This window comes from Rickettsia endosymbiont of Nabis limbatus, assembly GCF_965196655.1.
Lineage (GTDB): Bacteria > Pseudomonadota > Alphaproteobacteria > Rickettsiales > Rickettsiaceae > Rickettsia.
Genome location: NZ_OZ239771.1, coordinates 1,648,923 through 1,672,248, shown reverse-complemented (window position 1 = coordinate 1,672,248; position 23,326 = coordinate 1,648,923). Strand labels below are relative to the sequence as shown.

Below are 23,326 nucleotides of genomic sequence, written 5' to 3'. Positions count from 1 at the left end.
TTGGTTTGACAGAACTACCTACTATCAGAAATCTCAAAAACCTTATCATATTTAAATAATTTAGGTAACGTTATTAAACCAAATGCCGTAATAACACATATGGTGATTCCAAGAGGTGCAAAAGTACCATTATATAACCAGCCTACTAATTGTAATCCTAGAGCAGTTAGAATTAATCTTGCCGAGGTAAAAATAGCAGTCATACGGGCTTTGCCATCTGGGATTGCTTCTAGCATCATTGACCATAATATATTGATAGGATATATTATGCCAAGTGATAATAAAAGCGTCACAGCTGTTATTATTAGTGGATCATTTAAATTAAATGTAGCTAATGTAATACTTCCAAGTAAAAACAATACTACACATATAATGCCAAAGTAAAAGCAATGTTTAACACCAAATTTTTTAAAGCAATAACCGCTAGTAAAGCTCATAATTGAAAATAAAGCTGCAATTGATCCTTGATATAACCCAAAATATTCTAAACTAACTCCTAAATCTTGCATATATAGAATAGGGGCAATTCCAATAAATATCCAATATCCTTGTGCAAGAAACACCATGGTAAGTATATAATATATGGCTTTTGGTGATTTGAAAATAGGATAATATTCTTTTAAGGAAATTTGTACTTTACTATTAGCTTGTCCTTTTGGAATAAAAACTATTCCCAAACCTAAGCTAATAAGCCCTAAAATAAATAATAAAATAAAATTAGCATGCCATCCCCAAAATAAATTAACATAACTACCTATAACAGGGGCGGTTGCCATAGAAAGCGAAATAGTACCATTTAGAATCCCCATTAATCTTTGTTGTTCCTGCACGGAATAAATATCAGCAATTACTACATATACTAAAACCGCAACAGCTGATATTCCAGTACCTTGCAAAAACCTGCCAAATAATATTCTTTCGTAATTATTGGAAAATACACAAAATAAACTACCAAGATTAAAAATTATTAATCCAAGTATGATTATTGGTTTTCGTCCGTATCTGTCTCCTAAATTACCAACTATAAGCGAGGTAATACAATAAGCGATTAGATTCACGCCAAGTAGTAACTCTGTCATAAAAGGTGAAAGATTAAATGTATCTTGTATATCCGGAAAACTTGGAACAAATAAATCTACTTCTGCTCCAGCTAAAATTTCCATGATTATTACGGTAATAAATAGTCTCATACAATTATCATAGGATCTAAAAATATCAAAATAGATGATATTACTTCTTTTTACAGTAAAATATAAGAATTTTTTATTATTTTTTGTATTTTTGTTTGCGGAAGTTTTTGGAGAAGAAAGTATAAAAATAGGTTTAGAGTAAATATAAAACCACTCTAAACCTATCTAAAATTTAACTTTAATAAATCTAAAAGAATTATTAATTACATAGAAGCAGGCTTTGTTACTAATGCTTGAACTTCAGGTTTTAGCATATTATATTGATCCATTGTTAAGCCGGTATTCATCCAGTTTTGTACATCTGATGATAACTTACCATATTGATCAGCTGTTAAGCTTGCTAACCAACCATTTACGGCGTCAGGTGTCATTCCTTTAATAGTATCTGCTGTAACAGAAGCAGGATCAGACCATTGTTGAGTTGTTGTTGAAGAAGCAAATACTGGTGCTGAAAAAGCTAGAATTAATATAATTTTCAATAAATTTTTCATTTTTATAAACCTTTTTTGTTTTGTAATTATGATTATAACAAAGCTATAACAGCTTTCAAGCTAAATTACACTAAACCTTTGAATTTTTTTATACAAGCAAATTTAGATTGTTACAAATATATTATCCTGTAATCCTGTGGCTCGTCCCCATGATTCAGTAATTAAAAAGCCTAAATACAATAAGTTTTTAAAAATAAAAGCTTAGGTTATCTCGCTTTATACTGGAGTTCTGCTTTTAGCTAAGAATGACATCGAAACTACGCAAGCAAGCCTCACACGGGAATGACGTACAAGCCTCAATTATATCAAGCTAGCTAAGGATAAATAATCGTTAGGAGTAAGGTTTTCTGCTCGGCAATTATCACTTATATATAATTTAGCTAAAAATTCAGATATGTTAGGGGCAAGATTTTTTAGCGATGATTTAATCATTTTTCGGCGTCCTGCAAAAGCCATTTTAGTTATCAATTCAACTTTACTTATTAAATCGCTAGAAGGTATATTTTCTAAAGGAGTTAGTTTAACTAATGCTGAATATACTTTAGGAGGTGGATAAAAGGCGGTAGGTGCTACGTCAAAGCATTTATCCGCTTTCGCAATTAAGCTACATATTACCGATAATCTCCCGTATACTTTAGTGGAAGGCTTAGCACAAATCCTCTCTACCACTTCTTTTTGTAACATCAATGTCATGCTAGTAACAAGGCTTGCTTCTTTTAACCATCTGATTACTAGTTCAGTTCCTATATGATATGGTAGGTTAGAAATGATAGTAAGTTTACCAAGGTTTAAATCATTTAAATTAAGTTTAAGAGCATCCTGTTTAATGATATTTAGATTAGGGTGATGTGCCTTAATCTCGTTAAGTAATGGGATGCATCTTTCATCTGTTTCAATAACAGTTAAAAATTTTGGATTTTTATGTAATATTGACCTAGTAAGCCCGCCTGTGCCTGGTCCTATTTCTAGAACATTACTATTTTCTTCAAGTCCACTAGCTCGCACAATCTTATCGCATAAGCTACTATCAAAAATAAAATTCTGCCCATGCTTTTTCAAAGGATGGATTTGATGACTCGCTGCATGTTTAGCAATTGATGGAAGCATTTGTTAAATTTTAAAATTAGCAATTACCGGTATGTGATCTGAGGGCTTTTCCTTGGTCCTCAAATTATAATCCATATAGCAATTTTCCAGATAGTCAATGCTATTATTGCTACAAAGGATCATATCTATTCTCATACCTTTGTTTTGTTCAAAACATCCGGCTCTATAATCCCACCATGAGAATTCTTGTTTCTTTGGGTGCAGGAATCTGTAACAATCTTCAAATCCAGAATTTAAAATAGTTCGCATTTTCTTTTGTTCAATTTCCGTAAAGCAGGTAGTATTTGCAAGTGCTACTGGTGAATATACATCAATATCAAATGGTGCAATATTAAAATCACCACCTATAATGGTTTTTTCGTCAAAAGATTTTTTACTTGATAAATAATTAAGAAGACTATCATAGAATGCTAGTTTTGCCGTAAATTTATCGCTACCCAGCATTGAACCATTAGGAGCATATAAAGAAATTATATTACAAAATCCGATAGGTAATGAGATTCTTGCTTCTATAAATCTTGCTTGATCATAACAGTGATTATTTGGAAAATCTTTAACTATTTCATCAGCAGGAAATTTTGAAAGAATAGCAACACCATTGTATGATTTCTGCCCATGAACATAAAAATTATAAGGTAGATCAGATAACTCCTCGAAAGGAAATTTATCACTTTTGCATTTTAGTTCTTGTAATAATAAAATATCTGGATTTTCGTTTGCTAAAAAATCACGCAATATATTAATCCGCATTTTTATGGAATTAATATTCCAAGTAGCAATTTTCATTAAACCTCTCGTGCAAAACTTAGTTTTTCTTTATAAAATAAGTTATGTAAGAAGTATACTTTATTTTTCTGTACCACTTTCTGCTTCGTTAGTTGTTACTTCCTTATTGCGAAATCGCCACTCACGGAAACCAAAATGATAAAGTAAAAGATGGGTAATAAATGCACTGACAATTATTATAATCATAGAATATTTTATCGTATCATAGTTTGGATTAGCACCATACATATCTAGCAATATACTAAAGACTAAAGCCCATATTAGCGTTATTTCAATACTAAGACCTTTCGGTACTCTTTTTACAGAATTTTCCCCAATAATAAAATCTCTAATTATAATTCCGCCGTTAGAAGTAAGAAATGCAAATAATGGACCCCAAAAATTTAGAGGTTCAATCTTCTGAATAATAACCATTGCAACACCAATGATTATAAAAGCTGCTTGTCCAAATGCATCACAAACTGCGATCGTGTTGTTTAAAGAATTTTCTAAATAACTATCTTCAGTAATTTGTTTATTATAGTAACTAAATAATTTAACAGCGATAAAACCAAGTAGCACCACTGTAAATATATAGTAAAAATAAGATGGGGTAAAATATAGATTTAAATGCCCTGTATCGTGATTTATTATTAAATCAAGCATTATACAGCTGCTAACAGATGGCAATATTGCCAATAAAAATGTACCAAATAAGGTGCTATTATTTTTTATACCTATAATAATCCCAGAAAAAGCAAAAGCAAGGCTGCCAAGTAATCCTATTATATGACACCAATGTGAGTCGATAGATCTTGGCAGTAAAATATGATAAATGTAAGTTTTAACAATTTTTTTGTATTCGTTACTTGCGAGAAAATCATCTATAGCAAAATTAAATTGTTCAACTACATTTAAAGATACGGTTTTTTTACTGAACATAAAATGTAACGGGGTTTTAATATTTAAAGGAACTTCTACTATTTTTCTATCTGTAGGTTTGCTTAAAATATTAACTGAACCGACTATCTTATCACTAATAAAACCATCGATTTCTTTTTTTACTATACCATTTATTAGTTCTATATTATTTTGATATATTTTAATTATATCTTGGTTTTTATAGTCAAATAAAAAATTTGTGAATTTTTGTTCCCCATATATCGTACCTTTTACTATTCCAAGCTGAAGATTAAATAAGCGTATTTGTGCCATTAATTCATCGCTATTTTGAAAATTTAGTTTTTTAGCTAATGGCTCAATGATAAATAAAGAGAACTCTTCCATACGATATGGCTTCGAAAAATAAGCGTAATTGCTTCTCTCATCAGTATAAGTAGCACCTGAAGTCATGTCAGCATTACCACTTTGAATATCTAACTGATCTTGATACCAATTATCTTGGTGGTACTCGATATTAATTCCTATTTTTGCAGCAAGAGCATTAATTAATCCAATATCCATACCAGAAACATTAGCAGTACCGTTTGAAGTAACCATCCAGTATTGGTAAGGCTCATTTATATACCAAGCAGTGATTAAAGTTTTTTTATCAGGTAAGTTCTCGCATTCTAAAGCTGCTTCTTGTTTAGATATTGAATTGCTTAAGGAATAAAAACTTTTTAAAATAATTAGTATAAAAATAAAAAGTTTGAAAATTTTCATTTCTGCACACACCTTAAAATAAAATTAATCACGAACTGCTTTAATATTCCCATCAAAAAATTGTATATTTAAAACTTTTTCAGTAGTAGTTTTAGAAGATACAAAATTACCTGATTCCCCTTTAACTATAGCAAAGCCACGTTTTAGTACATTATGATAGTCTAAGCTTAATAGTAACAGACTATTTAATTCTAATTTATACTCAAAGTTTTTCAAAGTATTATTTGCCGATTTTACGATATAAGCGGCTTTATGTGTTAATTCGAGTGTCTTATAAGTAATGATTTTATGAGGATGGATTCTTTCTTTTGAAAATAATTTAAGCTTTGTTTCTTTTAAACTAATTAGGCATGGTAAGGAGTCTAATAGATTAAATCCCGTTTCATCTAGTAATTGTTGTTTATGATTCATATAATGGACAAGATACCTATTTATTTTATCATAATTTGTAATAGCTTGTTCATGATTTTTAACTAATTGTTTGGTATTAGTTACTAATACTTTTTCATAAGATTGCAGAGTACTATTTAAAATAGACCGCACAGGTACAGCAAATTCAGCGGCAGCAGTTGGGGTAGGGGCTCTTTTATCGGCTGCTAAATCTATTAAAGTATAATCCACCTCATGACCTACAGCTGAGATAATAGGAATTTTGGAGTTGTAAGTAGCACGCACTAGTACTTCATCATTAAACGACCAAAGATCTTCGATAGAACCGCCGCCTCTTGCAACTATTATAACATCTGGCTTATTTGTTTCTTCTAGCTTGTTAAAACCCTCTATGGCTTCAGCAATCTCATTACCGGAATTTTCGCCTTGTACACTAACGGACCATATTATTACATGAGTTGGAAAACGTTCACGAATTCGGTGAATTATATCTTGTATAACAGCACCAGTTATTGAAGTTATAACGCCTATTTTATTAGGTAAAAATGGTATAGGTTTACGTATTTTATTAAATAATCCCTCTTTTTCTAAACATGCTTTACGTTCGTTTAGAATTTGTATCATAGCTCCGATTCCTGCGGGCTGTAAATTCTCGACTGATAGTTGATAACGTGAATTGCCTGCATAGCTCGAAAGCTTGCCACTAATTACTACTTCCATCCCGTCATTTAATGGAAACTTAATTTTAGCAAGAATAGGACGCCAACAAGTACAAGCTAAAATAGCAGTATTTTCTTTTAGATTAAAGTAAGCATGCCCTGAGCTTGCTATTTTTAAGCCAGAAATCTCGCCTTTTACTTTAATATAACCAAAATTATTTTCTAATAATTCTTTAATTTTGTTAGAAAGCTCACTAACGGAAAATTCTTTAGTAGTTTGACTGGAAGTAAAATTATCTAGCATTTTATTAATATTTGGTTTTTGGCTAAAGGTGGGTGCTACCCGTCATTGCGAGAAGAAACTGCAAGTTTCGACGAAGCCATCTCGGGAGGTTTATACGAGATTGCAGCAAAGCTTCGCTCCTCGCAATGACGTTTATCATCCCAATAGAATAACCCTCCAATAATCAAAAGAGCAAGCAAAATTTTTATTATTTGCTATATTAATAATAGCTTGCTATTATTTCCTACTATTTAAATATTTGGTTAATGATAAATGCTACGGGTAATATTTCTATTTATTATCGTAATATCTTCTTTTTTTAGTTTTGCGAGTAGCTTGACAAAAAGCAGTGGCGTTAAAATTAATAATTTAATTGCTGATTTTGTAGAATATAATGAAAATGAGGGATTAATATATGCTAAAAGTAATTTAAAAATTCTTACGGATGAGCATTTATTAACAGCAGATAATTTACTTTATGATGTAAATAATGATATTTTGTGGGTAGAGGGTAATGTAAGAGTTAAAGATAAAGACAATAGAATTACATTAGGTGATAAAGCAATCTTAAAAAATGAATTTAAACAAGGTGTAGTGTCTAAGTTTATTATGCTTTTTAATAATAATAGTCTTTTAGTTGCTAAGCTTGCTGAAAGAATAGATGAAAATAATATACGTCTTCATTATGCCAAGTTTACTCCCTGCGAAGTTGCTTGTAGTGGAAATCCTCTCTGGCAGATTTCTGCTAAAAATACTGATATTCATTCTGCAGAACATAAAATAGTTTATAAAAATGTATTTTTCGAGGTATATGGTATACCAGTTTTTTACTTACCATATTTTTTCCATCCAACTCCGTCAGCTCCTGCTTCCTCAGGGCTACTAGTGCCAGATGTGAAGAATGGAAGATTTGGAGTGCCTCTATATTTACGGGCAAAGCCTAACATGGATTTTACATTAACTCCAAGAGTTTTTAATAAAGGTCCAATTTTTGAGCTAGAAGGGCGTTATAGACTAAATAATACCGATAATATAAGTTTTGATGGTAGTTATGGTAGACTGCCTTACCTTTTGGAAAAAAACGGAGATAAAATAAAGGATAAAAAAACCTCTTCCTATCATTATATTGTAAATGGCAATTTTTTCAGTAGTGATCAAGTTTATAATTATGGTTTTAAAGCAGAGCGTACGTCTGATAAAGCTTATTTAAAAAATTATTATAATAACTATGCTTCATACCTAACTTCTAGAGTATTTTTAAATAAGATTCACAAGGCGGATTATTTTCAGATAGAAGCTTTAACTTCGCAAGGGTTAGGTAGTAATGATAGCAGATCTAACTATCCACTAGTATTACCAAAAATCACTACAAAAAATGTAATAAGTTTAAATGATGACGAAAGTAGGCATATCGTTATCGAAAATAACACTTTAATGTATAAAGAAAGGATAGGAAAGCAGCTTACTAGAACTTCTTTACAATTATCCTATATTCATAATCTTATAACTTCTTCGGGACAAATTTTTGAGTTTGTTGCTCGGGATAGAGGAGATTTTTATATAACAAAACAGGCTTATTTTGAAAGAACAAGAGCAGCTAAATCGCTTCAACGTAATATACCGGAATTTCAAACTTTATGGCGTTATCCATTCGCAGGTGCTATAACAAAAACAATAAATGTACTTATTGAGCCGATAGTTTCTTTTACTATAGGGCGTAAATTAACCAGTAAAGATATGAAGTTTGTTATAATTGACCCTATGAAATATGAGCTATCAGGAAAAAATCTCTTCTTATCCAATCGTTATAGCGGTATTGATTGCCATGACTTCGGTAATAGATTAAATTATGGTTTAAACGCTAGTTTTGCTAAAGAACAAAATTATTTAAGATTGTTTTTAGGTCAGTCTCTTAATACTAGATATAGTGTATATCAAAAAGCAAGTGATACTGAAAATGTTGGTAAAATTTCAGGAAATATTTCTAATAATTTAGAATTATTTTATGATTTTCGAAAAAATAGATATTTTAAGCCTATACGTGATGAGGTAGGAGCTAATTTATATTATGGTAGGATAAGTTTGACTGGTAGTCTTATTCAGCTTACAAATCTTAAAAAGTATTATAGAGCAGAAGAGATGCAACTTTCAAATAATCGAGCAAGACAATTTTATGGAAATGTTAATTACCAATTGACAGATAATTGGTCTATTGGAATTGGTGGACGTATTGATCTTTCAAAAGGTTCAGCAGATTTATTGACTAGAACTATTAGAGTGACATATGCTAAAGATTGTGTTAGAATCGCAACTAAGATTTATTCTGATTATTTATCTGATGAAAGTAGAGGAATTAAAAAAACTAAATCCTCGCTTAATATTTCCATTGGTTTAAGAGTCCTAAATATGTAGTATACTCGTTTTATTTGAAAAATTGGCGACAAAGTCTTTTGCTGATAATCCTCACGTACTATATGTACGCTCCGGTTATCAGCTTCAAGACCGATTCCTCTTTTCCAAATAAAACTTCGTCTACTAAATTGTATTAATATTACAGAGTTAAATATGAAAAAATTATTATTAATAATTACTATTTTTTTTATTTCTAATACAGCATGTGCTGACACATCAAATATAGTGGCACTTGTAAATAATGAACCGATTACTCTTAATGAGTTTCGTGCTAGAAAAAAAATGATCATGGCATTAAATAATGTTGAGGAGGTAACGCCTGCTCAGGATAAGCAGTTAAGTGATATAGCTATAAAAAGCTTGATTGATGAATCTTTACTTTCCCAATATTATGGTGATAAAGAAATTTCACAAGAAGAAATAGATAATGCTATAAAATCTATTGAAGATCGTAACAAAATGCCTCATGGCTCTCTTCTTCAATATTTAAAAAGTAGATCAGTTAATACTAATAGCTTTATTTCCCAAATTAAGTCTGAACTAATTAAGATGAATGTTTTATCAGGTTTATCAAGATCAGTACAAGTAAGTAATAAAGAAATAGATGTAGCAATTTTATCTAGCGATCAAAAAGAAGTAGAAGTTTCAATGCAGGTTTTTACCTCTAAAGATAAAAGTGATAAAACTTTTGCACAGATGAATAATTTAAAAAGTAAGTTAAAGAACTGTTCAGATGTTAAAAAATCTCTTTATGATAATTTCGCAACAATGACAGTGGTTACTGATAAGCTTAGTAAAATAGAAGAAACCAAGCAAACTATAGTAAAAGATTTGAGTCCTAATCAAGCAAGTAATGTTTTTGAAAAATATAATGAGTTTGAGATAGTACAGGTATGTACTAAGAAAATCTTAAATATTAGCGAAGATGAAAATAATTATGTGGTAAATTTTCTAACAAATAAAAAGATTTCTCAAAAAGCTCAGAAGTTTTTCGAAGATATGCACAAGAAAGCATATATAAAAATAATGTTACCGTCTACTCGATGAAAAAAATTGGCTACGTCGTCTTATAAGTTCTCCGGTGCTCACGTTACTTGCATGTACGCTTCGCTCCGAGGGCTTTAGACTCCTTGCTCTTTTTGAAATTGATCTTCGTCTGCTTTTCATATTTATATTGTATAAACATAATGACTAAAAAAATTATTGCCTTAGTAGGGCGTCCAAATGTTGGTAAATCAACGCTCTTTAATCGCTTAAGCACACGTAAAAAAGCTATTGTTCATGATCTGCCAGGTGTTACTAGAGATAGGAAATATACGGATGGTAGAATCGGTTCGTTTGAGTTTTCGCTTATTGACACTCCAGGGCTTGAAGAAAATCCTGATAGTTTTGGTAAAAGACTAATGGAGCAAACTACTAAAGCGATAAATGAAGCAGATTTAATTTGTTTTATGGTGGACGGTAGAAGCGGAATATTGCCTGATGATAAATTACTTAGCGATTTTGTTAGAAAATATAATAAGCCGGCGGTATTAGTAATTAACAAATGCGAAAAGGCTTTTGATTTTGATAAGGAATATTACAAGCTTGGGTTTGATAGTATGGTTGCTATCTCTGCCGAACATGGCACAGGAATGATTGATTTATATGATGAAATTATTGCCAAACTACCCGAAGAAAATTCAGAAGAAGCAGAAATACATGACCCAATTAAAGGGGATTGTCTGCAAATAGTAGTAAGCGGTAGACCTAACGCAGGAAAATCTACTTTTATAAATGCTTTAATTAATGATGAAAGGTTACTAACCGGACCGGAAGCAGGAATTACTCGTGAATCAATTGAAATTGATTGGCAATATAAAGGTAATCATATCAAACTGATTGATACGGCAGGACTTCGTAAAAAAGCTACTATTACAGAATCTTTAGAAAAATTATCAGCATCAGACGCTATTAATAGCATCAAATTTGCTAATACTGTGATTTTAATGATTGATGCCTTATCGCCTTTGAAGCAGCAGGATTTAAATATTGCAAGCCATGTAGCAAACGAAGGGCGAAGCATTGGTATAGTGGTCAATAAATGGGATTTAGTTAAAGAATCCGAGAAAGAAGCATTTAAAGAAGAGTTTTATTATCAGATAAATAATCACCTGCCGCAGATTAAAGGCGTTCCTGCCTTATTTATCTCAGCAAAAAATAAACAAAATATAGCCGATGTACTGGATAGCTGTATTAAGATTTATAAAACTTGGAATAAAAAAATCACTACCAGCAAATTAAATGAGTGGCTTAATTTTACTACCGAAGCACATCCATTGCCTTTGCAAAAAGGTGGTAAGCGAGTGCGTGTAAAATATATGACGCAAACAAAAACTAGACCGCCTACATTCAAATTATTTTCTAATAATCCAGAAAAAATTACCGATAGTTACACAAGATATTTAGTAAATAATATGCGTGAAGCTTTCGATATGCCTGGTGTTCCTATTAGATTCATCTACATAAAAACTAAGAACCCTTACGTATAACGTCATTGCGAGGAGAAACTGTAAGTTTCGACGAAGCAATCTCTGGAGCCTTGCTTCAAGAGATTGCCTCCGCCCTGGGTTTTGCCTATCCTCGCAATGACGCTAATTTCTTAAAACAATAAACCGTTCCATAAATCTGATAAAAATTCCTCTACAGGATATATTATGACTTTTTGATCATCGAATTTTATAACACGTTTATTTTCAAAACTTAAGCTATGTTTGGTTCTAAATATCGTAAAGATGGAGAACGAAGCTGTTGTTGCATATAGTCATCTAAAAGCCCTAACTTTATTTGGTAGACCGTTTTACCTATTTTATTTGCAGTTCTTTTGAGAAAAGCCCAAACTAGAAATGCACAACTAATGTGATTACGTTGGATACGCTGTTTTCTGCATTGGCAACGTTCTATACCAGTCAGTTGCTTAATTTTTCTATGCATGCTCTCAATTACCCATCGCAAGCCAAACTCATCTTGTGCAGCTTTAGAAGATTTTTGAGTTTTGTTATTGGTAACAACATAATCAACTCTGTTGGTAGAAACAGTAAATTTAAACAAATTAACATGCTTATTTTTGGCAAATCCTTTTATATGAATCTCCATTCCATTCTTAATTTCTTCATCTGAAAACGTCAACTTGCTAACAGCTTTATAAGGCTCGTAATCACACGTTTTACTAACATTTCTATTGGCTTTAATAGGGGCATAATAATATTTGCCCAAGGAGTCAACATGTTGCATAATTTTGTGTGTAGCATACCATGTGTCAAAAAGTACAGTTTGAAAAGGAATCTTTTTACTATAAACAGCATTATTGAACATCTTTAGTAGGTGATCTAGTTTCGTCGCTCCATCATGATCAGGTGAAAAAATGCGATAATCTATTACCCAAAACTTATCAATATCGGGGTTATAATATACAAGACTCACTACTCCTATACCGGTAGTAACTCCACCTGTAGCTCCACTATACTGCGATCTAGCAACCTCTATTTTCTTTGTGTTCCTTTTGTTTAACACCGTATCATCAAATATTGTATATCCGTTAGATGAAAAGATAACATCATTCTTAATGTGTTCCCATAACAAAGAAGGAGTATATTTTTCATTTTCTAAAAATCTATTAATAACATCATGGCTACATTTCTTGGCATGTTCAGCGTAGTAGGTTAAACTATAATTCTTTTGGCTAATTGTTAAAAATTGACAGTAATCTGTTCTATTAATTGGTATTGCTTGCAATCTGTTCCTCTTTGACATGTTTAATTATTCTTACAATAATTTATCACTCTTCCACTCATAGCGTAAGTTTTGATTAGAAACTCCATGAAACTAAAGCCAGGTGATGCTTTTATTGTTAATAGCCTTAATGATGAATTACATCTTGTTAGTTTGAATAAAACAGTAAAAAAAGCTCAAGTAATTTTTAAACAACATGGTTCAGGTTCAAAGTCATTTGTTGACGAATTTTTAGAACAAAAGTACCAAGATGCAAATAAAGAAAACTCTAAATTTTAATTTACAACACAAGAAACAAGCTATAAATTGATTAATGTAAGTGACCTACACGCTTGTAAAATGGCGTAACCAAAATTTCAAATAAAATGAGCATGCAAAAAAGATTAGGCAAAATGCTTAATTCCTAATATAATTACTTATAGTTAATTTTATAATTTAACATCAAATGACCACTATATTTGTGATTATTATTATAATAATGATCGCCTTATCTGCATTATTTGCTGCTACCGAAACTGCTATTACTGCTTCTTCCCCCGGGAAGATTCATAAACTTAAGGTTGCTGGCGACAAACGTGCTAAGACTGTTTTACAGGTTTTGAAGAAAAAAGAAAAAGTAATTGGAACCTTACTAATCGGTAATAGTTTAATTAATACTGTTTGTACTACTATTGCGACTACTTTATTTATTAGCTTTCTTGGTGATAATGGTCCTTTAGTTGCTTCTGCCGTTATGGCTTTTATAATTATTGTTTTTGCTGAAGTAGTTCCTAAAGCTATAGCTGTTGCCAAAGCTGAGCAATTAGCCCTTAAAATGGCTTCAACAATTGTAGTTTTTCTAAAGCTTTTTAAACCTATTAATATTGCTCTTGATTACATCACAAAAATATTCTGCTTTATATTTCGTATTAACTTAAATCCTCAAATATCCGGTACTGAAGAAGTTAGAGGCGTGATTGAGCATTACCATCAAGAGGGCGGCGTATATAAAACCGATCGTAATATGCTTGGCGGAATTTTAGATATACGTAATATGACGGTATCGGAAATTATGACTCATAGGAGTAATATTATAGCTATTAATATTGATCTACCTAGCGAAGTAATAATTAAAACTTTATTATCAAGCTCGCATACACGCATACCTTTATGGAAAGATAATCGAGATAATATAATCGGTATTTTGAATTTAAAAGATTTACTAAAATCACTTTATGAGCACAATAACGATCAAAAGAAGATTAATATTAATGAGCTTCTGACGCCTCCATGGTTTATTCCTGAAAATGCACTTGTTGTAGATCAGCTAAATGCTTTCAGAGAGCGTAATAACCATTTTGCTTGTGTTGTCGATGAATATGGGGATTTGCAAGGCATCATTACTCTTGAAGATGTTATAGAGGAAATAGTTGGACCTATTACCGATGAACATGATAGGCATAGTGATGAAATTATTAAAAAATCTGATACTGAATATGTTATAAAAGGTACCACGACTATTAGAGATGTTAATCGAGAACTTGATTGGAACTTACCGGATAATGATGCAAATACTATAGCAGGGTTAATAATCCATAAAATTGCTAGAATTCCAAATCGAGGGGAAGTAATTGAACTATTTAACTTTAAAATAATAATTTTAAAGAAAATCGCTAATAAAATCGATAGCCTAAGAATTATCATATTACCTACCATAGAGGAAATATCAGACAGTGAGTGAAATTGGTAATTTTTTCCTCATTGCTATTATGTGCTTAAGTGGTTTGTCCTGTGTCATCCCGTGGCTTGTCCACGGGATCCAGAAAAACAACTTAAAACCTAACAATATTTTTAAATGGATCCTGCGGTCAAGCCGCAGGATGACAATTAAAAAACTAGATTCCCGCTTTTGCGGGAATGACATACTCACTTTCTACACCACCATCCTCTGCACTTTGCTTGCTTTTCTTACTTTAGTTTATGCCTTTATTACTTCAGATTTTTCACTACAAAATGTTTTCTTAAACTCCAGCACATTAAAGCCGTTAATATATAAAATAGCCGGTAGTTGGTCGAGCCATGAGGGTTCAATATTATTATGGTTTACTTTATTACAAATCGTTAGTTGCTGTTATATCTTCCTAATTAAAAACCAAGAAGATAAAAAATTACCTATTATTATTTTGTCAGTTATCCAACTACTTTTTAGCAGCTTTATTTATTTTACTTCTAATCCATTTAATACATTTTCCTTTATTCCTAAAGAAGGGTTAGGGTTAAATCCGATGCTACAAGATATCGCTTTAAGCATCCACCCTCCTCTACTTTATTTAGGCTATGTCAGCTATGTCGTACCTTTTATTATTGTTTGTGCAATGTTAGTGTCATCCCGCTCCTCTATGTCATTCCCGCAAAAGCGGGAATCTAGTTCTTTTGCAAATTATTTACTGGATTCCCGCTTTTGCGGGAATGACATAAGCCTCCTTAAAACATTCTCCAATATCGGTATTTTATTTACTACAATCGGTATAGCTCTTGGTTCGTGGTGGGCGTATAGAGAACTCGGTTGGGGAGGATTTTGGTTCTTCGATCCTGTTGAAAATATTTCGCTATTTCCATGGCTATCCGGCATAATACTGCACCATTCTATAGTAGTCACAACAAAAACTGGACGTATGCAAAACTGGACAATTATTTTATCGATTGTAACTTTTTTATTAGTAGTATTCAGTACTTTTTTAGTCCGATCCGGCTTTATTACTTCAATTCACTCCTTTGCATTCTCACCTGAGAGAGGTGTATATTTACTGACAATATTTTTGATTATGGGTATTAGTGCTTTGGGGGTGTATATCCGTACTATGTCATTCCCGCAAAAGCGGGAATCCAGTTCTTCTTTGGTAGATTATTTTCTAAATTCCTACTTTTGCGGGAATGACATACGAGAGCAAGCTATAACCATAGGTAACATCCTTTTTACCTTAAGCCTTATTGTATTAATATCCGCCACGCTTTATCCTTTAGCTTATTCTTTATTTGACGTTAAACCTATTATTATCGATAAGAGATTCTTTATTAATAATTTTCTTATTTTCGTTATACCTATTCTTTTCACTATCGGGTTATTTACTACTAAAAGCTCAATTAAGAAACATATTATTATCTTAATATTATCTTTGATAATAACATATTTAATATCGCTCAAGGTAAACTTTAAGGTCATATCTGTTTTAACCACAACTGCATCTATCTTCTTAATGCTGCATAATATTTTATATTTTTTAGTCAAAACCAATTATTTCAGACAATCTTTAAAAGCAAGCACCGCTAGCATGATCCTTGGGCATTTCGGCTTTGCACTTATCGCTTTTAGTATTACTATGAATGCATTATTGCAAAGTGAAATGGACTTTACCGGAAGCGTTGGCACAAGTACAAAATTTAATGAGTTTAAAGTAACTTTGCAAAATGTTAAGTTCGCTCAAGGTAAAAATTATTATAGACAAATCGCTGAATTTTGGCTTGAGGATAATAACCATAATATAACCATACTAAAACCGGAAAATAGGCTTTATATAGTTGAGAAAGGCTTGTCACAAGAAAGCGATATATATTCTTATTTACTATACGATCTTTACGCAGTATTAAGTAATATAGACGGCGATATAATTCACGCTAAGATATATTATAAACCGATGATGAGCTTTATTTGGTTTGGGGTATTCATTACTGTTAGCGGTTTCTTAATTGGATTAATTAGAAAAATATAGTATAATAATTTTAGTAAAATAAAGTAATAATTATGTATAAAGTTAACCCTAGAGTAGATTTAGCGTTTAAAAAAATCTTTGGAGTGGAAGAGAATAAGGATTTGTTGATATCGCTTATTAATTCAATAGTTAGTGAAAAAGATCAAATTGTAGAAGTAACGCTACTTAATCCATATAATCCAAAGAATTTTGCAGCAGATAAGTTATCTATTCTTGACGTCAAAGCTAAAAGTGAAAGCGGTAAAATGTTTAATATCGAAATACAGGTGACCGACGAAGCTGACTATGATAAAAGAGCCTTATATTATTGGTCTAAATTATATGCAGAACAATTAAAAGCCGGTGATGACTATTCGAAGCTAAATAAAACAATAGGTATTCATATACTAAATTTTACTAGTATTCCGAATACTGAAAACTATCATAGTGCCTTTGAGTTAAGAGATAGAGTACCCGGTTTAGTATATTTTGAAGATATAGAGTTGCATACAATAGAGCTAAATAAATTTACTAATGCTTCTGAAGAGTTAGCAGATATAGTAAAAAAAGTAAAAGACTCTCTTGATATATGGCTAGCTTTTTTAACTCGCCATGATTTATTAAACAAAGATAAGCTACCAAAAAAACTAGATAATAAAGTTTTAAAGAAAGCCTTAATGGTACTTGAGGTTATGAATTTTAATGAGGAAGAGCAAAAAGCTTATGAGGATCGCTTAAAATGGCTTATGATCGAAGCTAATACTATTAAAAAAGCTAAAGAAGAAAGTAAGGCTGAAAGAAGTATAGAAATAGCAAAGAAAATGCTTATTAGAGGAAAACCATTAGACGAAATTATTGAATTTACTGACTTAACGAAAGAAGAAATAGAAAAACTGAAAAGAGAAATAACAGACTCTAATAAATAAATTGTATTTCATATGAATTTTACTGTTAAAATGGCTTAAAATTGAAGATAGTACCATAAAAAGAGCTCAAGAAAAAGGTGAGTATGATAAAGCAGCAAGTATATATAAAAAATTTATCTATCAAAGAAATTGCTGAATTTACTGACTTAAAAAAAACTTAAAAATCACTAATGCAAAATATAGAAAAAATAAATAAAGAAGAAGCAAAAAAATTATTAATAGAATTAGCTGATAAAATAGCACAATATAACCATGCTTATTACATAGAAGATAAGCCACTAGTTTCAGATGCCGAATATGATCAGCTATTTAACATCAATCTAAAATTAGAGCAAAAATTTCCTCACCTAATCCTAAAAAACAGTCCTAGCAAAAAAGTAGGTGCTAAAGTCGAAAATAAATTTGCTAAGATTACTCATAATACGCCGATGCTATCGCTTAGTAATGTATTTGATGAAGAGGATGTTAAGGATTTTGTAGATCGTATTAAAAACTTTTTACGGCTTAATGATTTTTCTCCTATATTTTGTGAGCCTAAAATAGATGGACTATCATTTGCTGCTACTTATAAAAATGGTATTCTAGTAACTGCCGCTACTAGAGGCGATGGCTATATAGGTGAGGATATAACAGCAAATATTAAAACAATCAAAAACTTTCCTCACAAAATTAACAATGCTCCGGAACTTTTAGAAGTACGGGGGGAAATTTACATTGAAAAAAACGACTTTATAAGTTTAAACCAAGAACAGGAACAGCAAGGCAAAGATAAGTTTGCTAATCCTCGTAATGCTGCTGCCGGCTCACTTCGTCAGCTTGATCCTACTATTACCGCTAAAAGACCGCTCAAATATTTTGTTTATGCTATAGGCTCTGCAAAAGAGGAACTAGCAAACTCTCAAGATCAGCTACTTGTGAAATTAAAAGAATTCGGCTTTAACGTTAATGAAATAGGTAAACTTGCAAGCTCCGAAGAAGAGATATTTGACTTTTATGAATATTTAAAAATAAACAGAGAAAATTTACCCTATGAAATTGACGGGGTAGTATATAAGTTAAATGATTTTGCTTTGCAAGATAGAATGGGTTTCATTGCTAGATCTCCAAGGTTCGCTACCGCTCACAAATTCCCCGCTATAATAGGACAAACTAAACTACTTTCGATCACAGTACAAGTAGGCAGAACCGGCACTTTAACGCCGGTAGCAGAGCTTGAGCCTATAGAAATCGGCGGAGTCATAGTTAGTAGAGCAACGTTACATAATTACCAAGAGATAGCACGAAAAGACGTTCGGGTCAGTGATTATGTATTTTTGCAGCGTGCAGGCGATGTAATTCCACAAATTACCGGAGTTGATCTTGCTAAACGTTCTGCTGATGCTACAACATTCGATCCCCCTTTATTTTGCCCTTCTTGCAATTCTAAATTACATTATGTTCCTGAAGATATTATAATACGTTGCTATAATGGACTTAATTGTCCTGCTCAGAATTATGAGCATATACGTCATTTCGTATCAAAAAACGCTATGGATATTGAAGGACTTGGGCGTAAGCAAGTTGAATTTTTAATTGATAAAGGCTTAATTAGTAACCCTTATGACATATTCTTTTTGAAAGAAAAAAACGAAGCTAACTTAACTAAGCTAGAGAACATGGATGGATGGGGTAAAAAATCCGTAGAAAATCTTTTCAACAATATTGAAAAATCAAAAAATGTTAGTCTGCCGAGATTTATATATGCCTTAGGTATTAGGCATATTGGCGAGCAAAACGCTAAACTACTTGCTAGAGAATTTAGCAGCTATGATAATTTTATAACTCAAATGGAGTTATTAAAAGAAAATGATTCTGAAATTTATCAAAAATTAAACAATCTTGATGGTATCGGCGACAAAATGTTAGTAGATATTATTGATTTTTTTGATGTTAAGGAAAATATTGAGCTTATCAAAAATCTAAGTGAAGTATTAAATATTGAAGATTATAAAGAGACTAGGGAACAAAGTAGCTTAACAGGAAAAATAGTGGTATTTACCGGCAGCCTGCCAACTTTATCACGGGCTGAAGCAAAAGCAACTGCCGAAAAGCTTGGAGCTAAAGTTGCAGCTAGCGTATCCTCAAATACGGATTTAGTAATAGCAGGTGAAGACGCTGGCAGTAAACTCAAAAAAGCCAAAGAGCTTGGTATTAAAATTATTGATGAAGCAGAATGGCTTACACTCGTAAAAGATACTTAGGTTGTATAAAGATTTATACTTAAAAAAGTTTTTTAAAACAGGGATTGTTATTATTTCAAAAAAATTTGATAATTTGCCACAAACTAGATACAATTATATCAGTAGGATATAGGACAAAACTTACGCTATGTTTGGTTCTAAATATCGTAAAGATGGAGAACGAAGCTGTTGTTGCATATAGTCATCTAAAAGCCCTAACTTTATTTGGTAGACCGTTTTACCTATTTTATTTGCAGTTCTTTTGAGAAAAGCCCAAACTAGAAATGCACAACTAATGTGATTACGTTGGATACGCTGTTTTCTGCATTGGTAACGTTCTATACCAGTCAGTTGCTTAATTTTTCTATGCATGCTCTCAATTACCCATCGCAAGCCAAACTCATCTTGTGCAGCTTTAGAAGATTTTTGAGTTTTGTTATTGGTAACAACATAATCAACTCTGTTGGTAGAAACAGTAAATTTAAACAAATTAACATGCTTATTTTTGGCAAATCCTTTTATATGAATCTCCATTCCATTCTTAATTTCTTCATCTGAAAACGTCAACTTGCTAACAGCTTTATAAGGCTCGTAATCACACGTTTTACTAACATTTCTATTGGCTTTAATAGGGGCATAATAATATTTGCCCAAGGAGTCAACATGTTGCATAATTTTGTGTGTAGCATACCATGTGTCAAAAAGTACAGTTTGAAAAGGAATCTTTTTACTATAAACAGCATTATTGAACATCTTTAGTAGGTGATCTAGTTTCGTCGCTCCATCATGATCAGGTGAAAAAATGCGATAATCTATTACCCAAAACTTATCAATATCGGGGTTATAATATACAAGACTCACTACTCCTATACCGGTAGTAACTCCACCTGTAGCTCCACTATACTGCGATCTAGCAACCTCTATTTTCTTTGTGTTCCTTTTGTTTAACACCGTATCATCAAATATTGTATATCCGTTAGATGAAAAGATAACATCATTCTTAATGTGTTCCCATAACAAAGAAGGAGTATATTTTTCATTTTCTAAAAATCTATTAATAACATCATGGCTACATTTCTTGGCATGTTCAGCGTAGTAGGTTAAACTATAATTCTTTTGGCTAATTGTTAAAAATTGACAGTAATCTGTTCTATTAATTGGTATTGCTTGCAATCTGTTCCTCTTTGACATGTTTAATTATTCTTACAATAATTTATCACTCTTCCACTCATAGCGTAAGTTTTGACAGTTAAAACTTTTTGGATAGATACCTCGTAGCTCTGCTGCGAGGAGTATCATTCAAAAAATTTATTAGCGATATAATATTAGATGCCACTAGCTCAGATTCTAAAATTATCGGTAATCTCAATACGCTTATTTGTGAAACAGCAAGAATTATTAAGGGAGGAGATGTTATTACAGAGCAAAGTAATGTTATAATTTCCGGTGAAGTTTCTGAAAAAATACATGACAGCGATAGTTTGTGGGACTGTTGCGAGATGAGAGGGTAGCAGGTATAATAAAAAAATAAAAAATATGTTTATATGTCAGAGTATCAAATGCTAATGGTAAGTTTAGATGAGTTAGTAAATGCGGATCATCAATATCGTAAATTCAAAAGTTTATTCAAATTCAAAGCAGTTGAAGCTGAGTTATTAGCATTAGAATGCGAAGCTAATTATAAAGGATATGGTATAGAGAGGCTGTTTAAATGTTTGCTGCTACAATTTATGGAAGACTTATCTGATCGGGAATTAGAACGTTATTTAGCTGATAGCACAGCGGCGAAATGGTTTTGTAATTTTGCTCTTACAGAAAAGACACCTGATTATAGTGTATTTAGTAAAATACGTAAAAAAATAGGTACTAATTTACTATCAAAAATATTTACAAAATTCCGCGATCAACTACGAGTACAAGGCTATATGGGTGAAGTATTTACCTTTGTAGATGCTTCTCATTTAATCTCAAAAGCTAATCTCTGGGAGGAACGTGATAAACTAAGAGCACAAAAATATGATAATTTGTAGATGCTTCTCATTTAATCTCAAAAGCTAATCTCTGGGAGGAACGTGATAAACTAAGAGCACAAAAATATGATAAATTGAATAATGAGACTTTGCCTAAGGTTGCAAAGGATAAACAAGCCAAAATTGGCTGTAAGGGAGGGAATAAATTTTGGTATGGTTATAAAAAACATGTGAGTGTTGATATTCAATCAGGCATGATCAATAAGGTTGCAGTTACCCCTGCAAATGTTACCGATAGCAAAGGTTTTAAGCATGTTATGCCAAGTTCTGGTGCTACATATGTTGATAAAGGTTATTGTACAATCTCTACCAAGAATGCAGCAGCTAAAAAGGGAGTCCATCTTTGTGCAATAAAGAAAAATAATATGAAAGATAAGAATTTTGACCTTGATAAATATTATACGAAAATCAGAGCACCTTTCGAGATGGTATTTTCAAAAGATAATAAGCGGGTTAGATATATAGGAATTGCCAAAAATCAATTCTCCGAATTTATGAATGCCATATGTTTTAATTTAAAACGATTAGTGGTTTTAACAACTTTAATGGCTTAAAGAAATTTATTAATAAAAATTCTAACTCTGTAAACAAATCTCTATTAAATTACTACACTATTGAATAACATTTATCTCTATATTAAACAGAATTTCTTTTTTAAAATATTTATTACCTCCTTTCCTCTTATTTTACTATCAAAAATTATCTTTCAACGACCCCTTTGTAATGCATTCCATAAGTTAACGTTTCATTGGTTTTCAGTCATTGCAAGCGAATAAAATGAGCGTGGCAATCTAGAAGGAGTAATAAAAAATGCTATAAGTTAGCATTTTTTATACTTCCTTGTTTCGTCAATTACTTCGTAATTTCCTTAGCTCAGAAGGAAAAACTGATCCACGCGAGCAAAGCCTACGCAGGATGACAGTACAACAACTTATTTCTTCTTCTTGCTTTTATTTTTATTCTTATTTCCGCCAGTAGTTTTATTAAATCTACCTAGGTTTTTAACAAATTTTTGTAAGCAATTAAGTTCAGTGCCGTATGTTTTTGTATATTCACTGACTGTTTCGATATCATGTCTATGTGAATCATCAATTACCATAACCTCTTGCATTAAATTATGGTTATCAAAGGTAATTTTCACTATTCTCTGTTTTACGATTTTAGGATTAAGCCAAGCTCTTTGTGACATCACTCGCTCAACATAGTACCATGTATTTTGAGAATATTCTGGAATCATGGTAGGAGTGCCGATTAGTTCTACTACTTCTGTTTTACTTAGTTTTTTTGCTTCTAATTTTGTAAGTGCTGAGTCATCTATAGACTGCCCTCTATTTTCAATAGTTTGGCAACCGCTTAAGGAAAAAATGACGAATATACTGGAGACGAATATTAAGAAAAATTTCATAAATTTAATTTTATCTAGATTTTATTATAAGATTATAATATACTGCTTCACTAATTTGACAAATACTTTTTAATAAAAGAGGTAAATAATGGCAGTTCCAAAGAAGAAAACATCAAAATCAAGACGTAATATGAGACGTTCACATTTAGCACTTGGTAAAGTTAATGTAATAGTTGACTCTCAAACTGGTGAATATAAACTTCCACATCACGTTTCTTTAGTTGATGGTACTTATAATAATCGTCAAGTAGTAACGAAAAAAATCGAAGCAGAAGTAGCTTAAGT

At 31.7% G+C, this 23,326-nt stretch carries 21 protein-coding genes; 12 read left to right on the top strand and 9 right to left on the bottom strand.

Translation table 11 applies throughout. The features are described from left to right. Positions 1 to 14: 14 nt before the first annotated feature. From ACOAL3_RS09690 to xseA, 6 genes are all read right to left on the bottom strand, one after another. Entirely contained in the window at positions 15 to 1,190 is a 1,176-nt protein-coding gene (locus ACOAL3_RS09690; protein WP_419234943.1) for a multidrug effflux MFS transporter, read from the bottom strand. Between the two features lie 203 nt (positions 1,191 to 1,393). Beyond that, positions 1,394 to 1,681, bottom strand: coding sequence for a DUF2673 domain-containing protein (locus ACOAL3_RS09685; RefSeq protein WP_419234942.1), 288 nt, complete (start codon positions 1,679 to 1,681; stop codon positions 1,394 to 1,396). Positions 1,682 to 1,981: 300 nt separating this feature from the next. After that, the gene (rsmA, locus tag ACOAL3_RS09680) at positions 1,982 to 2,788 is read right to left on the bottom strand and encodes a 16S rRNA (adenine(1518)-N(6)/adenine(1519)-N(6))-dimethyltransferase RsmA (protein ID WP_419234941.1); all 807 of its coding nucleotides are present in this window, start codon (positions 2,786 to 2,788) and stop codon (positions 1,982 to 1,984) included. A gap of 3 nt (positions 2,789 to 2,791) precedes the next feature. Further along, a complete protein-coding gene (xth, locus tag ACOAL3_RS09675; RefSeq protein WP_419234940.1) occupies positions 2,792 to 3,574 on the bottom strand; it encodes an exodeoxyribonuclease III in 783 nt (260 codons plus the stop codon). A 60-nt stretch (positions 3,575 to 3,634) separates the two neighbouring features. Then, positions 3,635 to 5,218 carry a transporter substrate-binding domain-containing protein gene (locus ACOAL3_RS09670; RefSeq protein ID WP_419234939.1) on the bottom strand — a complete coding sequence of 528 codons (1,584 nt, stop codon included), beginning with the start codon at positions 5,216 to 5,218 and terminating at the stop codon, positions 3,635 to 3,637. Positions 5,219 to 5,242: 24 nt separating this feature from the next. Continuing rightward, positions 5,243 to 6,571, bottom strand: a complete 1,329-nt coding sequence (xseA, locus tag ACOAL3_RS09665; RefSeq protein ID WP_419234938.1) for an exodeoxyribonuclease VII large subunit — start codon at positions 6,569 to 6,571, stop codon at positions 5,243 to 5,245. A 252-nt stretch (positions 6,572 to 6,823) separates the two neighbouring features. On the opposite strand from xseA, the gene ACOAL3_RS09660 reads away from it, so the two are divergent. The 3 genes from ACOAL3_RS09660 to der all read left to right on the top strand — a co-directional run bounded on the left by ACOAL3_RS09660 (position 6,824) and on the right by der (position 11,493). Further along, complete coding sequence (locus ACOAL3_RS09660) at positions 6,824 to 8,962, top strand: LPS-assembly protein LptD (RefSeq protein ID WP_419234937.1); 2,139 nt, start codon at positions 6,824 to 6,826, stop codon at positions 8,960 to 8,962. Positions 8,963 to 9,115: 153 nt separating this feature from the next. Continuing rightward, positions 9,116 to 10,009: a SurA N-terminal domain-containing protein gene (locus ACOAL3_RS09655; protein WP_419234936.1), complete on the top strand. Its 894-nt coding sequence runs from the start codon at positions 9,116 to 9,118 to the stop codon at positions 10,007 to 10,009. Between the two features lie 140 nt (positions 10,010 to 10,149). After that, entirely contained in the window at positions 10,150 to 11,493 is a 1,344-nt protein-coding gene (gene der / locus ACOAL3_RS09650) for a ribosome biogenesis GTPase Der (protein WP_419234935.1), read from the top strand. Between the two features lie 211 nt (positions 11,494 to 11,704). Here der and ACOAL3_RS09645 read toward each other — a convergent pair whose 3' ends face one another. Next, positions 11,705 to 12,736 carry an IS701 family transposase gene (locus ACOAL3_RS09645; RefSeq protein ID WP_473198140.1) on the bottom strand — a complete coding sequence of 344 codons (1,032 nt, stop codon included), beginning with the start codon at positions 12,734 to 12,736 and terminating at the stop codon, positions 11,705 to 11,707. A gap of 84 nt (positions 12,737 to 12,820) precedes the next feature. Between ACOAL3_RS09645 and ACOAL3_RS09640 the strand changes: the two genes are divergently transcribed. The 5 genes from ACOAL3_RS09640 (at position 12,821) to ligA (ending at position 19,627) form a co-directional block, all read left to right on the top strand. After that, positions 12,821 to 13,012, top strand: a complete 192-nt coding sequence (locus ACOAL3_RS09640; protein WP_395477117.1) for a hypothetical protein — start codon at positions 12,821 to 12,823, stop codon at positions 13,010 to 13,012. Between the two features lie 166 nt (positions 13,013 to 13,178). After that, a complete protein-coding gene (locus ACOAL3_RS09635; protein WP_419234934.1) occupies positions 13,179 to 14,453 on the top strand; it encodes an HlyC/CorC family transporter in 1,275 nt (424 codons plus the stop codon). Next, entirely contained in the window at positions 14,446 to 16,482 is a 2,037-nt protein-coding gene (locus ACOAL3_RS09630) for a heme lyase CcmF/NrfE family subunit (protein WP_419234933.1), read from the top strand. Before ACOAL3_RS09635 ends, ACOAL3_RS09630 begins: the two co-directional genes overlap by 8 nt. 32 nt (positions 16,483 to 16,514) lie before the next feature. After that, positions 16,515 to 17,387: an Rpn family recombination-promoting nuclease/putative transposase gene (locus tag ACOAL3_RS09625; RefSeq protein WP_419234932.1), complete on the top strand. Its 873-nt coding sequence runs from the start codon at positions 16,515 to 16,517 to the stop codon at positions 17,385 to 17,387. A 170-nt stretch (positions 17,388 to 17,557) separates the two neighbouring features. Continuing rightward, positions 17,558 to 19,627 carry an NAD-dependent DNA ligase LigA gene (gene ligA, locus ACOAL3_RS09620; protein WP_419234931.1) on the top strand — a complete coding sequence of 690 codons (2,070 nt, stop codon included), beginning with the start codon at positions 17,558 to 17,560 and terminating at the stop codon, positions 19,625 to 19,627. A 120-nt stretch (positions 19,628 to 19,747) separates the two neighbouring features. On the opposite strand, the gene ACOAL3_RS09615 is transcribed toward ligA, so the two are convergent. After that, positions 19,748 to 20,779, bottom strand: coding sequence for an IS701 family transposase (locus tag ACOAL3_RS09615; RefSeq protein WP_473198142.1), 1,032 nt, complete (start codon positions 20,777 to 20,779; stop codon positions 19,748 to 19,750). Positions 20,780 to 20,865: 86 nt separating this feature from the next. On the opposite strand from ACOAL3_RS09615, the gene ACOAL3_RS09610 reads away from it, so the two are divergent. The 3 genes from ACOAL3_RS09610 (at position 20,866) to ACOAL3_RS09600 (ending at position 22,190) form a co-directional block, all read left to right on the top strand. Next, positions 20,866 to 21,117 carry a hypothetical protein gene (locus ACOAL3_RS09610; RefSeq protein WP_419234930.1) on the top strand — a complete coding sequence of 84 codons (252 nt, stop codon included), beginning with the start codon at positions 20,866 to 20,868 and terminating at the stop codon, positions 21,115 to 21,117. A 33-nt stretch (positions 21,118 to 21,150) separates the two neighbouring features. Next, the gene (locus ACOAL3_RS09605) at positions 21,151 to 21,636 is read left to right on the top strand and encodes a transposase (protein WP_419234524.1); all 486 of its coding nucleotides are present in this window, start codon (positions 21,151 to 21,153) and stop codon (positions 21,634 to 21,636) included. Positions 21,637 to 21,710: 74 nt separating this feature from the next. Continuing rightward, the gene (locus tag ACOAL3_RS09600) at positions 21,711 to 22,190 is read left to right on the top strand and encodes a transposase (RefSeq protein ID WP_419234525.1); all 480 of its coding nucleotides are present in this window, start codon (positions 21,711 to 21,713) and stop codon (positions 22,188 to 22,190) included. A 377-nt stretch (positions 22,191 to 22,567) separates the two neighbouring features. On the opposite strand, the gene ACOAL3_RS09595 is transcribed toward ACOAL3_RS09600, so the two are convergent. Further along, positions 22,568 to 23,041 (bottom strand): outer membrane protein assembly factor BamE, encoded by a 474-nt coding sequence (locus tag ACOAL3_RS09595; RefSeq protein ID WP_419234929.1) that lies wholly within the window; start codon positions 23,039 to 23,041, stop codon positions 22,568 to 22,570. Between the two features lie 88 nt (positions 23,042 to 23,129). Here ACOAL3_RS09595 and rpmF point away from each other — a divergent pair, with 88 nt between their 5' ends. Then, entirely contained in the window at positions 23,130 to 23,324 is a 195-nt protein-coding gene (gene rpmF, locus ACOAL3_RS09590) for a 50S ribosomal protein L32 (RefSeq protein ID WP_419234928.1), read from the top strand. Positions 23,325 to 23,326 lie beyond the last annotated feature (2 nt).